Raw genomic sequence first — 12,802 nt, forward strand, 5'->3', positions numbered from 1 at the left:
TATCCCCTTCTAATATTTGGCTTAACATAACTCTTGTTTTATTTGGCTGTCACATATCTCCTTCTACCATTTGACTGTATCTATTAAAGAATGTTTTATAGCCCAGCTGCACCAGGAGTATTACCGTCAAGGAGACACTCCCCACAAGCCCTAGCATAATCGCGATCTGATACTCAATTGCCAGGAGGGGAGAGGCTCCGGATAAAATCTGCCCGGTCATCATCCCCGGCAGAAAGACAATGCCCATTCCGACCATGGAATTAATTGTGGGCATAATGGCCGCATCGTACACCTTGTTGATGATGTCCCGGGACGCCATTTTCGGGGTTGCCCCCAGCATTAAGGCCGTTTCAACCAAGTGCTTCTGGGCGTGCATCCCTTCAATCAGCCGGCTCACTCCTAAAGAAACCGCAGTCATGGCATTTCCGACCAGCATCCCGGCAATGGGAATAAAGTACCTTGGTTCATACCAGGGAGTGATGTTAATCACCACCAAGATGAAATATAGGATGCTTGCCAAGGAACCGGCCACCATGGAGAGCGCGATAATCTGTTTGAGCCTCAAAGAAATCGGGCTTTTGACCCGCTTAAAGATATTAACAACGGCAAACGCTTCCATCACCCCAATTATCACAATCGTATACAGCGGGTGGCTATGGTCAAAGACATAGGCCAGTATGTATCCGACCAGCACCAGTTGAATCGTCATCCGTACAGCGGCAATGAGAATTTCCCGTTCGCGGGGAATCCCCTTCACCTTGACGATCATCACCAGAATAAGAACGAAAAGATACGCTGCCGCCAATTGCCAAAATGTAAGGTCTATGGTCTGCTCCATTCAATACATCTCCTTCTTTACCATTTACGAAACCTTCTCACGGACTGATTTCACCCGGCCCTGTTCGATTTCAACGATATACTCTCCGTACTCTTCCGCAATCCTGCGGGCATGGGTGACCATAATCAGGGTTATTTCATTTTCCTTTACATACCTAACCAAGCTTCTGATTAAAATTTCTTCCGTGTCTTCATCCAAGGCTGAAGAAGGTTCATCCAAAAGTAATACCTCCGGCTCCATAAGGAGTACCCTCCCCAGGGCCAGGCGCTGCTTCTCCCCGCCTGAGAGCTGAGCAGCCTCCACATCCAAATCCTTATGAAGAGATACCTGCTTGAGTACTTCCCTGAGCTTGTCATCCCCCGGGCAGGGCTTATCCGCAAATTTGAGACCGATAAACAAATTCTCCCGGACGCTGCCATCAAAAATTACCGGGTTTTGTCCGAGCATCACAACCCGCCGTCTCAGTTCGATGGGATTTAATTCATACAGAGATTGTTCATGCCAGAGAATGGAGCCGCTGTCACAGGCGGCCAAATTATTTAACAGGCGCAAGAGCGTGGTTTTGCCGCTTCCGCTTTCCCCTAAAATGCAGTTGATTTTCTTATCCGGCAGCACCAGGTGCCTGACATCTAGGATGTTCTTATACCGGACGTTATCTAAGACAAACACGTTGAACAACTCCTTATCAGCTTGCCGCTTCCCATACTCTTTATAACATAAAAATTATTTGTTTTCTAATGAACTCATCGGCTTTTAGATTCGTCTATATCTAAGGTGACAATTGCTTAAACATCTTAATCTCGTTTGAGGAGGAAAAAATATGAATTCGTTTGACCTTTTTGGTTATCATTTAATTAACAGGTGGGCAGGCCATATTCCTTTAGTGGACGGTTTTCTGTCCTTTATCGCTCAATATGCGCTGGAGCTCTACGTGCTTTTGTTTCTTGCAGCTTGGCTTTTCTTGCCCAAACGTGATACAAACAGCCGCCATACTTTGGTAATCATGGTGTTCGCGGGACTCTTGGCCCTTCTTTTTAATATCTTAATCTCACATCTCTGGTTCCGGCCCCGCCCTTTTGCTCTCCTGCCCAAAGGCAGCTTTATCCAGCTTGTGCCCCATGCCCTTGACGCTTCTTTTCCCAGCGATCATACCGCAGGCAGCTTCGGCTTTGCAGGGGCGTCCTGGAGAAAAACCGGACGGTGGATCAGCTACTCTTTCACCTTGCTCGCGGTGTTGACAGCTTGCGCTCGCCTTTATACCGGACTGCATTGGCCGACTGATATCCTGGCCGGAATTGTCGTCGGCATCGCCAGCGCCCGCATCGCTTGGAGGTTTAATAAACATTTAACCGGAATAACCAATTTGGGGTTACGATTAAGTTTACCATTTTTGTCTAGTATTCAAAAGTAAAGCAGGTGGATTCAAAAGTGATCAAAAAACTCTCGATCTTACTCCTCTTAATCGCCGTGTCGGCGGCTGGCAGCTTTTTATTCTATGCCTACAGCAATTATAAAATTCACGCCGATTTTTCCCCGCTCCCGTTATCTTTTGACCCCTATACCTCCGCTTCATCCTATAATTGGGACGGAACGGCGGTTACGATTGAAGGGGGCTTTGTCAAAGGCACAATGAAAGAAAAGCAAGGGCAGGAAAGCCTGCTCTTAAGGGCCTTGGCCCCCACCCCGAAAATCAGGATCAAGGGAAGCGCGCAGGCTAAAAATATGTTCTTGCGCGTAGAAAATGTCAATCCTGCAATGCTTGCTACGACCTTTCCCAATGGAAGTTTCCAGGTGATTGATCCCCATACGATTCTTTTAACCATATCCGTCGCACCCAATGAGGAAAAATCCCTGGAGCTCACCCTGAAAGAGCCGCAAGCTTCCGAATTCGTGATTCTCGGAGATAACCGCAACGGCTATAAGACCTTCGGCCAAATCATTGATCAGATTAACGCTTTCCGCCCTGCCTTTGTCATCGATAATGGGGACTTGGTCTTTGGCGGAGAGCCCAACCGGTACCGCCTGTTTTATGAAACGGTTTCTAAACTGCAAGTGCCCCTGTATACTACGCTGGGCAACCACGACATCCGGGAAAACGGCCGCCCGATTTACACCGAGCTTTTCGGCCCGCCTTATTATTCCTTTGATTACCTGAACACGCACTTTGTTTTTCTGGACAGTTCCCGCGGCTGGACAGAGAAGCGGGCCATCCCTGAAGAGCAGTATCAATGGCTGGAGAGCGATTTACAGAAAGCCCAGGGCAAGCGCATCATCGTCATCTCTCATATCCCGTCCAGCGACCCGAGGGCAGACCTGCAGCCCAATACCTATCCGGACAAACCCCCGACTGAAAAAACCAACCTCATTGAACAGCAATTCCAGAAGCTGAGCGGGACCAATAATTTGGATCATGCTTTCCCGGACAAAGAAGAAGCCAGGCGTTTTGAAGGACTAATGAGCCAATACGGGGTGGACACGGTCTACTTCTCCCATATCCATGCCTTTTTCAGCTATACCAGAGACAAAGTGAACTATATCATCAGCGGGGGAGCCGGGGCAGAGCTCCTGACCAAAGACAGCTATTACCACTACATTCGGATTAACCTGAACAGCAAAAACAATGTCCTGGAAGTGATTCAGCTCCCCTCTCCGCCCAACGCGCTTCAAGACCGTTACCTGGCCGCACTCGGGCTCTTTGCGAGCTCAACTTACAAGGAATACCGCCCGCTTGTGCTTGGAATCGGCGGTCTTATTGTTCTCCTGCTCGGGTGGCTGCTCTGGCTGAACCGCCACAGGTGGTGGCACCATGTCCGTGCAATTGGAATATGGCTGTTCCGCACGCTTAAATTTGCGGGAGCTGAGTTTCGGGAAACAGTGCTTAGGAAAAAGAGAGCAGATAAATAGATTGCTAGGTTGCGAAGAATAGCCATAAAACGTACAATATCAAAGGCTCCGTTTTAATCACGGAGCCTCCAAGCCCTAGTAGAGATCTTAATAACTTAATTATACCTTTTGTACGGTCACCCAAGTATCATAATAGGACACGCTTCCGCCGATCGGCTCACTCAGCGGGGTTCCACGCAGATTGTCATCCAGGCGGAATATAGGCTGGATATGAATGCCCGTGGCCCGTCTCGGGTCTCCTTTGATAACCACCCCGTCAACCACCACATCACTGGAGCCGTACGCCCAGTGTCCGTAACCGGTAGAAACAGCAACGACTCCCGGACGAATTCCTTCCAGAACTTTGACGGTTCCTTCAACAAAACGTTGCCGGCCATTGCCCAATTCATGCACACCTTCCGGGTTGCTATGGGATTTGACCCGGACCTTGTCCCCATTCTTGACGCCAAGTCTCTGGGCATCCTGACGGCTGAGCTGGACAAAGTTCTCTGGTTGAATACTTAACTCTGCCCAATAGTTGCTAATTGTTCTGGATTGCGTCATAAAAACTTCCTTATGGGTGATGAGTTTGAGATCTCCCTCTACTTCAATCTTCTTGCCCATAGAATCTTGAGTCTCTTCATAGATTGCGTAACCTGAAAAATACTTGCCGCTCATGGAATTGCGGCTGGTCGCCACTTCTTCGATATAGAAACGCTTGATACTGCCCAAGGTATAGCGCTGTTGTTCCCCAACATAAGCCTTGTCGGCGCTTTCAAAGCGCCCCCCCCGGTTTAGGACCGTAACCACCTTACGCCAAGCTTCCGGTTTCACAGCTTTTTGCCAGGCCTGTTCACTAAATACGGCGGGAGAGAGATGCCTGCGGCTTTGCCTGAATAGTTCAAGCTCTTTGTCATTGGCATCGGGAACCACATCCCCTTCTTTATCCCCGTAGGCCACATTGGCCACCAATTTAAGATAGAAATCTTCCGGGCGCTTCAGGTTCATCCCTGAACCAAAAGCATTGGTCCCGAAACCGGACAGATTTAGCTTTTTAGCAATCGCCATCATTAACGTTTCCAAAGACAGAGGCAGCTTCTCCCCGTCTAATTCAACCGTCTCAGTCAAAGCCGGAATAACAGGCTGGCGAACCGCCGTCGATTTCACGCGGACATGATGAGGCCCCTGGCCAACGGTCCAACGTTCCAGATAGGTGATATCCGGGAAAATATAATCGGCGTACATGCTGGTTTCCCCGATCACAATATCACAGGCAATGAGAAGCGGCACTTTTTGGGGATCGAGCAGAGTCCGCAATTGGTGTACACCGCCGGGAACGGAATACATGGGCGTATGGCTGGAAAGCAGAACTGCTTTGATCGGATAGGGATAACCGTCGGCGATGGAAGGCCAGGTTTCCTGAGCGACATTCCCGCTGAACGGATACCAGGGCCTTTTGGCCGGATAGCCGGAGAAGAGTGTGGACTCTTCATACTGCCAGCCTTCCTTGGTAATCGGAACACCAAAAGCGCTTAATTTTCCAGGATGCAATTTGCTCATGTCATAGGGTTTATTCGGCTTAGAACCGACATAGTCCAAACCTCCGGCCGGTTTCACCAGACCGCCTTTCCAATCCGGGTTGCCAATGAGGTAGTTCAAGGAAATAAGGGCTTGGGCATTGTACCAGCCATTGGTATGCTTGATTGCTCCACGGTAAAACTCGACAGCCGCCTTTTTGCCGTGGGAGGTAAACTCCCGGGCCACATCGATGATATCCTGCACTTTGAGTCCGGTAATTTCGGCGTATTCGTCAAGGCTGCGTTTAAAAGCTTCTTCCCTCAAAAGCTGCAAAGAGGTTTTCAATTGGATGTCTTTAAATACTGTATCAACCAGGACATCCCCTTCAACCGGTTTTTGCGTATCATTGGGATCAAACGCGACAAAATTCCCGCTGCGGTACACCACAAACTGTTCCTTACTCCCGAGCCCCACTTCATCCGCTCTCAGGAATTTGCCGGCACGGCCGTCTACGATTTTCACCAGATAACTAGCATCACTCCAGGAGGTCTCACCGTCAGTCTTAGCCGCAGCCGAGTTGGCGTTTTCCAAGTAACGCTGGTCATAACGGTTATTTTCCATGATCCAGCGAATCATGGCCAGGCCCAAAGCCCCGTCGGTTCCTGGTTTTAAAGGCAGCCATTTCCAAGCCTTGCTAGCAACTTTAGTTAAGCGGGGATCCGCTACGGCGAGTTTCAAACGTCCACTGACCAATCCGTCAGTAATCGGCTCACTCTCTTGAACCGGTCCGTAGTTCGCTTCAAAAACAATCGTTCCGAGCACTAGGGCAAACTCAATGTTAGCCCAATCCGGACGGGGCGCTTTGACGCCACCGGTCCACTTTCCATCCTTGTAATCCATCGTGGAGCGCAGCCAGGCTTTGTTGCTGGTTTGGCCGCAAAGTGTGGTTTTTTCAATCCAGTTGACGCTGCCAAAGGCATTATTTACAAAGCGTTTGCTGAATTCGATGCGGCCATTGTGAATACGCCCCACTTGGAAAAGAAACTGATTGTTTTTCGGTCCCAAATCTGGATGTTCCGGATCTATCAGTACATTAAGATTGTCTTTATACTTCTCTTGGAACTGAGCCACGGTGAATTTCTTTTTCCTCATGTCCGCAATGTCTGTAGCCATGTCTTTAGCTAACTTGGCATCGCGCAAAACGGCAATATCTTTGAGTCCGGTGACCTGACGGCCTTCACCCAGTTCTTTAAACAATTGCCCGCCGTTGACAATTTCATCGACAGCCTGCTCAAAAGAGATCACTTTCCATTTGCCTGATCCTCTGGCGCCTGCCCGCTTGAGCACCTTGCGCAAGCGGTAAGGATCATAAGCATGCTGAATTCCGGCTTGTCCTTTGGGGCAAAGCTTGCCGTCCACCCTGACAGCATCTTCCGGCGGCAAATTGTAGGGGAGATTGGGAACCATGTTGGCCGGGCTGTAGGGATTCCCATCGATCTTGGATAAAACTCCGTCGTAAATCTTTGCTTTAATCGAACAGGCCACCGTGCACTGCAAGCAGCAGGTATAAAGGACATTTTCCGGTTTAGCCAGCTCATAAGTGTCCCCGTTCGCCCCTGTGGTTGCAGCATTAGCAGCAGCAAGCTTGCCGAAAACTCCCGCTTGCGTCGCTAAAAGTCCTGTTCCGCCAAGAAAAACGGTGGTCTTTAAAAAATCACGCCGTGTGTGTTGGCCCTTTGGTGTTGATTTCATAGGATTCAGTCCTCCTTCCAGAAGTTTGATGGCCGCTGTTGCTTACAACCGGAAGCAACTCCCAGGCGACACTAAATAATAATACCACAAGGGCAATTATGCCGATCGAAGTTAGTATTTCGATGGAACTCGGAAAATAGCTGTAAACCAGGCGGGAATCCACATAGGCTTTCTCTAAGCTGGGGATCTGAGGTGAAACATAGGCCGGCAGAATCAGGTTGATGCGTACGGCTATGATTCCGATGACCGTCGATAGCCCCGCCAACCCTTTCATGAGATCTGAACCATTTTTGTGGGATAAGCTAATCAAGACGATCGGCAAGAGTGCCGCCAGTCCGATTTGACCTATCCAGAAAATGGGGCCGTACTGTCCGGCAACCACTGCTTTTAAGGATTGCATATCTTGCGGGATTCCGCTGTATAGTCCAATCAGGAACTCCGCAAATACCAGAATAAGATCGATTCCAATAAACATAATGAGGAGATTGCTTAAGGAAGCAAGGACATTGGGTTTTTCCGCATCTTTTTCCCCAAAGAAGGAGTATAAGAAAGTAACGAGCGCTGAGCCGGAAACCAAGGCCGAAACGATAAAGATTATTGGCACTATGCTGCTATTCCAATAAGGCTTGGCAATCTGGACTGCAAAAATGGAACCGGTTCCGCCATGGACTCCTAAGGCCATCGGAATTCCGATAATGCCAAGGATTTTCACCCAGCGCTCTACTGTATGCGCTTGTTTGGCCTGTCCTTCTTGAGTTGGCGCAGTCCTGTATCCAAGGGAGAGAATTTTTCCAAGGGTTCCACGAATCCCGGTGTCATTCGTTGCCATGGCCGAGAGGTCATCCCGCATAACAAGCCAGAGTTCACCTAAAACAAGTAAAATGTAAAGCAGGTAAAAGTGGATTTCCCATTCCAGAACAGAACTCATATTCCGGTAAACCAGGGTATGCCAGAACCTCTCCGGATGGCCGAGATCGATAAGGACAAACATGAGTCCGGCAATCAGCGAAAAGAGAGCACTTAGAAGGGAAAGCCGCCCTACCCTTTCCAAGGCGTGCATTCTAAATACATAGATCATGGTTGATAACAGAAACGAACCAGCAGAGAGCCCGATAAAAAAAATATAGAAAACAACCCATAAGCCCCAGCTAAAATAGCTTGTTAAATGGGTGACCGACATTCCATCCATAAAACGGACTCCCAGTGCCCAGAAACCAACTCCGGTCAGGATAAGCAGTAGAATATAGTAAAGACGCTTTTGCATTTTGGCCCTCCTCTCTTTTATTCCTTAGACCAGATAATATAAATTCGGCTCAGTCCCGAGTTCTTCTTTAAGGCGCATGACACGGGAACTGCCAATCAACTCAGACACCAGGCTCTCCGGATCGCTCTTATCCCCAAAGTACGTCGCCCGTCCAATACAGGTCGTGACACACATTGGGAGCATGCCTTCATTTAACCGGTGCAAGCAGAAATGGCATTTTCTTGTATTATTAATCGGGGAATTGTGCTTAACACGTGCCCGTTTTTCCCCATACTCGAAAGCCGGTTCCAGTTCGTATTTTTCCAACTCGGGAGTTCCTTCGGTGTAATATTCTCCCCAGTCGAAAGTTCTCGCTCCATAAGGACAGGCTGAAATACAGTAACGGCAACCAATGCACTTGTCATAGTCGATTACAACAATCCCATCTTTTTGTTTGTAAGTAGCGGCTACGGGACAGACTTTGATACACGGGGGATTTGTACAGTGCATACAAGGGCGCGGTAAAAAACGGCGGGAAACATTCGGAAATGTTCCGTACTCTTCTTCAATAACCGGCCGGTAAACGACTCCGGGGGGCAATTTGTTTTCGGCTTTGCAGGCTACGGTGCAGGATGAACAGCCGACACATTTGCGTTGATCGATAACCATAGCCCACTGTCTCTGTTCGGCAGGCTTTTGCAGTGCTTTATACAGTTCACGTTGCATCCGCAGGATGAGTTGATCCTGCGGGATTTGCTTTGCCAAAGGCGCAGGTGATGGAGCTAGTTGTGGAGTGGAAGATTCGGCTTCAACCTGCCCTGCTGAGGCGGAAAGAACGGCAACTCCCGCAGCCAGACCAACTGTGGCTTTGGCAAGATCAGCCAACAAATTGCGCCTTGACACTTTTTGTTGACCCGCTCCTTTTTGTGGACCTTCCTCCTTGATAAGTTCGGACATTCCTTGTCCCTCCTATTGTACAAAATCTGAGATTTTTCTACACCTAATTATAATCTTCACAAGTTATAAACACATGAGGAACTCTCTTCAATTATTAAAGGCTGATATAGGTGTTTTTACCTATATCAGCCCTTGGTCCATTGCATATCTCACTAATTTTGACCGGCTCGTTATTCCTAATTTTTCTTTAATTCGAGTTTTATGATTTTCAACCGTTTTCACACTGATAATTAGCTTTTCCGCAATTTCTTGATTGGAATGACCAAGCGCCACAAGCTGCAAAATTTCTTTTTCCCTCGCCGTAAGTTCAACTGTAACCCTGCTTTTCGCTTGGCCTTCCGGCTTGAGCGCCCTCGTCACAAGATATGCTTGCAGGCCGGTGTCAATATACACCTCTCCCCGGCAAACCGCTTTAATCGCAGCCAAGAGTTCCTCATCCGCCGCCCGCTTCAGGACAAAGCCATTGCCGCCTGCTGACAACACTTTTTCTAAAAATAAGGCATCTTCATGCATTGTGAGCGCAAGCACTCGTTGCTTTGGATTAAGTTCTTTGATTCGTTTAATTGCCTCCACTCCACTAATGCCAGGTAAACTGAGGTCCATAACGGCCACATCGGGTCCAAGCCTGGTGCATATTTCTATCCCTTCCTCACCTGTCGATGCTTCGGCAATAACTTCAATCTCTCCCTTATCCTCGAGCACCAACCGCAATCCTTTACGGATCACCTGGTGATCATCAACGAGCACTACCGTTAATTTTTCCATACATTTGCACCCCCCGGAACTTTAACATAAATAGTCGTCCCTTGACCTGGTGCCGATTCAATTTGAGAAGTCCCGCCAAAAGCCATCACCCTTTCCTGAATGCCAAACAAACCAAATTTCCGGTTTTCAACTCTCTTGGCCATGACCTCCGGTACATTAAAGCCAATTCCATTATCCTCTATCGTAAGATTAATGTCCTCCTGATACGAATTAAGGACAATACTTACTTGACTGGCCTTCGCGTGACGGACAACATTCGTAAGAACCTCCTGAACTATCCGGTAGAGAGAACTTGCGGTTTCACTGGAAAGTCCCTCGGGGAGATCGGCTATTGTAACATCGACTTCAATCCCGAAACGTTTTTTATATTCTTCGGCATAACGTTTAATCGCCAGACCAATTTCGCCCTCTTCCAGAACATGCGGCCGAAGTTCGGTCACGAGCCGGCGAATTCCATCAAATGTCTCATCCAGAAAGTGTCGGACATCTGTTAATCGAGTTTTCATTTCCTCAAGACTTGGAGCCTCTTCCGCATATTTTAGACCAAGACGCAGAGAAGCTAATGATTGGCTCGTCTCATCGTGAAGCTCACGTGCCAGATGAAGCCGTTCCTTTTCTTGCAGACGCATAACCTTTCCCGCCAAACCCCGGCGCATGATGCTAAGTTCTTCGATCTTGCGGGCAGATGCCTCCATATTTTCAATCATCCCGTTAAAGGCCTGGGTTAATTGCCCACCCTCATCCTGAATGCTCCACTCCGGCAAACGATAACTTAAATCACCCGCAGCAATGATTCTCGTCCCTTCCATCATTCGGCGATAAGGTGTGGTCAGAATACGAGATAGCTGAGTAGCCAAAAAGATCCCCAGTAATAAGACAGAAAAAGTCACTAGGATTAAGCTTGTCAAAAGGTTGGATTTGGCTTGAGCAATTCCTTTCACGGACATGCCAATGCGTACGGTTCCTAATTTACCTCCGGAGATAGGTAAAGCCATATCGCGAATCAACCCTTCTTCAGTGTCAATCACACTGACATGAAAAGGTTCACTGGCTCCGACCTGATTGGCTTTTAACAGACCACTAGGCAAAGCATTCCCGAAGGTGTCCACCAGAACCTTTTCTTCAGGATCAACGATAAAAATATAGCGGATATTCTCATTGCTATTTCTCGCATCACGCACCAAAGTATAGAGTCTAAACAAATCCCAGCGATAGATATATTCCGGACTGCGATCCGCAATATAAGTTGCAGTTGATATCCCTTGAACATCCAACTGCTGGTTTAAAAATGGACCAATACTGCGTTCGGTTTGGAAAATGGCGGCCGCCGCCAAAGTGAGAAGCAAGCCTACGACCAGACCCATGATTTTCGCTCGCAAGGTAACGCCCAACACTCGGCTCAACATTCTTTGCAGGACTAAATTCATAGGTTCACTCCTCATGGAACTCAACTCTGCTCAATTAGTTTTTATCAATCATTAGTGTTTAATTAATAATTACTCCTTAAGTTCCTAACTCCTTAAGGTTCCTTACTGAATTATTCAGCTCAACCAGGTCTCTAACAGAGTTGTAGATGCTGTCTTCCAACAGATCAAACCGGTCGTACCCGGCCGTTTGCAAAGCTTCCTGTCCTGCAACATCTTTGTCCATTTTCAGCAAAGTGTTCTGAACGGCCATAAAAGTCTGTTCATCCAGCCTGGGACTGGCTACGACGGGATTATTCCCATACTCCGGGGAAGTGTCAATAATCCGGATCGTATTGGCCAATTGCGGAGACTTGGCTAAGGTGGATGCCAAGGTATAATTATCCACCGTCGCTGCATCGACCAGGTGGTCGCGAACTGCGGCGATTGAATTACTTTGACCATAGGTATAAATATAACTTTTGAAGTAATTAAGACCACCGCGATCTTTCACTAGACTCAGCGCATACAAAGCTCCTGACGTCGATTGAGGGTCGACGAAAGCAAAACTGCGGCCTTTGAGTTGAGACCAGTTTTGAATATTTGTGCCGGCATTGGCAATGATCACGGATTGATAATACGGTGACCCATTGGCAATCGGCACAGCTACCAGACGCTCGCCGAACTTTTCATGGCCGATAACGTAAGATGAGGAGCAAACAAACGCAATGTCAACTTTTCCTTCCTCGATCAAGTCGTCAACTTCCTTATAGGTTTTTTTCTGAACCAACTCGACAGGCCGGTTGAGTGTCTCGGATAAATAAGCGGTAAGAGCCTGATACTTGGCTATACTCTGCGTCGGGGATAACCCGACGGCTAAAGCCACATATAAAGTCTCTTTGGATCCTTTTTCAGGTGGCGAAACATGCTCTAAATTGGTGAGCGTAACATGTTTAACCGGCTCAGTCTTAATACAGCCGGTTAATGATAAAGCTAGAAGTACTCCTACTAGAACGAATACCCGGTTAATTGTTTTCATTTAGCTATTCCCTCAACAGACTAAGGTTCAATTAATGTTCCCCGCCCGATAAATACACTGCAAAGCCTACATGATTATTATACATTTTCATTATATATTGGGTTATGGTAATCTTTCAAATGTCAGTTTAATTTTCTTAAGGGAGGTTTATTATGCCAACACTCAACGAATCTAGCTTAAAATTAAAAAAACGGGTCTTTGACACTTGCGTTTATATAGAAATCCCTACAAGCCTTGAAAACAGGGCTTTTTTTATTGGAAAAATGTCAAATTCTCTTCAATTATTAGTGCGTAATTTTGCGTAATGTGTTATAATGTAAGGGATTGGAGGGGATTGTTGCTATGCGGCTTAGTATATCCAAGTCTAAAAATGCTACTTCGCTTTATGCCATACAATCTGTTTA

Annotated in this window: 11 protein-coding genes; 3 read left to right on the plus strand and 8 right to left on the minus strand. The window is 47.6% G+C overall.

Annotation, left to right across the window (positions count from 1 at the left end; translation table 11 throughout):
- Positions 1-49: 49 nt before the first annotated feature.
- Both J0X21_RS14635 and J0X21_RS14640 read right to left on the minus strand, forming a co-directional pair.
- Entirely contained in the window at positions 50-838 is a 789-nt protein-coding gene (locus J0X21_RS14635) for an ABC transporter permease (RefSeq protein ID WP_206812952.1), read from the minus strand.
- Between the two features lie 24 nt (positions 839-862).
- Positions 863-1,507 carry an ABC transporter ATP-binding protein gene (locus J0X21_RS14640; RefSeq protein ID WP_206812953.1) on the minus strand — a complete coding sequence of 215 codons (645 nt, stop codon included), beginning with the start codon at positions 1,505-1,507 and terminating at the stop codon, positions 863-865.
- A 151-nt stretch (positions 1,508-1,658) separates the two neighbouring features.
- Between J0X21_RS14640 and J0X21_RS14645 the strand changes: the two genes are divergently transcribed.
- Positions 1,659-2,249 carry a phosphatase PAP2 family protein gene (locus J0X21_RS14645; protein WP_206812954.1) on the plus strand — a complete coding sequence of 197 codons (591 nt, stop codon included), beginning with the start codon at positions 1,659-1,661 and terminating at the stop codon, positions 2,247-2,249.
- A 17-nt stretch (positions 2,250-2,266) separates the two neighbouring features.
- Entirely contained in the window at positions 2,267-3,742 is a 1,476-nt protein-coding gene (locus tag J0X21_RS14650) for a metallophosphoesterase family protein (protein WP_206812955.1), read from the plus strand.
- 99 nt (positions 3,743-3,841) lie between these two features.
- On the opposite strand, the gene J0X21_RS14655 is transcribed toward J0X21_RS14650, so the two are convergent.
- From J0X21_RS14655 to J0X21_RS14680, 6 genes are all read right to left on the minus strand, one after another.
- On the minus strand, positions 3,842-6,991 hold the full coding sequence (locus tag J0X21_RS14655) for a molybdopterin dinucleotide binding domain-containing protein (RefSeq protein WP_206812956.1): 3,150 nt from the start codon (positions 6,989-6,991) through the stop codon (positions 3,842-3,844).
- The gene (nrfD, locus tag J0X21_RS14660) at positions 6,954-8,255 is read right to left on the minus strand and encodes an NrfD/PsrC family molybdoenzyme membrane anchor subunit (protein ID WP_206812957.1); all 1,302 of its coding nucleotides are present in this window, start codon (positions 8,253-8,255) and stop codon (positions 6,954-6,956) included. The genes J0X21_RS14655 and nrfD overlap by 38 nt, the downstream gene beginning before the upstream one ends.
- A 24-nt stretch (positions 8,256-8,279) precedes the next feature.
- Complete coding sequence (locus J0X21_RS14665; protein ID WP_236006284.1) at positions 8,280-9,191, minus strand: 4Fe-4S dicluster domain-containing protein; 912 nt, start codon at positions 9,189-9,191, stop codon at positions 8,280-8,282.
- Positions 9,192-9,311: 120 nt separating this feature from the next.
- On the minus strand, positions 9,312-9,956 hold the full coding sequence (locus tag J0X21_RS14670; protein WP_206812958.1) for a response regulator: 645 nt from the start codon (positions 9,954-9,956) through the stop codon (positions 9,312-9,314).
- A complete protein-coding gene (locus J0X21_RS14675; protein ID WP_206812959.1) occupies positions 9,944-11,383 on the minus strand; it encodes a sensor histidine kinase in 1,440 nt (479 codons plus the stop codon). Before J0X21_RS14675 ends, J0X21_RS14670 begins: the two co-directional genes overlap by 13 nt.
- A gap of 76 nt (positions 11,384-11,459) precedes the next feature.
- Positions 11,460-12,398 (minus strand): substrate-binding domain-containing protein, encoded by a 939-nt coding sequence (locus J0X21_RS14680; protein WP_206812960.1) that lies wholly within the window; start codon positions 12,396-12,398, stop codon positions 11,460-11,462.
- Between the two features lie 152 nt (positions 12,399-12,550).
- Here J0X21_RS14680 and J0X21_RS14685 point away from each other — a divergent pair, with 152 nt between their 5' ends.
- Positions 12,551-12,703 (plus strand): hypothetical protein, encoded by a 153-nt coding sequence (locus tag J0X21_RS14685; RefSeq protein ID WP_206812961.1) that lies wholly within the window; start codon positions 12,551-12,553, stop codon positions 12,701-12,703.
- Positions 12,704-12,802 lie beyond the last annotated feature (99 nt).

This window comes from Paradesulfitobacterium ferrireducens, from assembly GCF_017310645.1.
GTDB lineage: Bacteria > Bacillota > Desulfitobacteriia > Desulfitobacteriales > Desulfitobacteriaceae > Paradesulfitobacterium > Paradesulfitobacterium ferrireducens.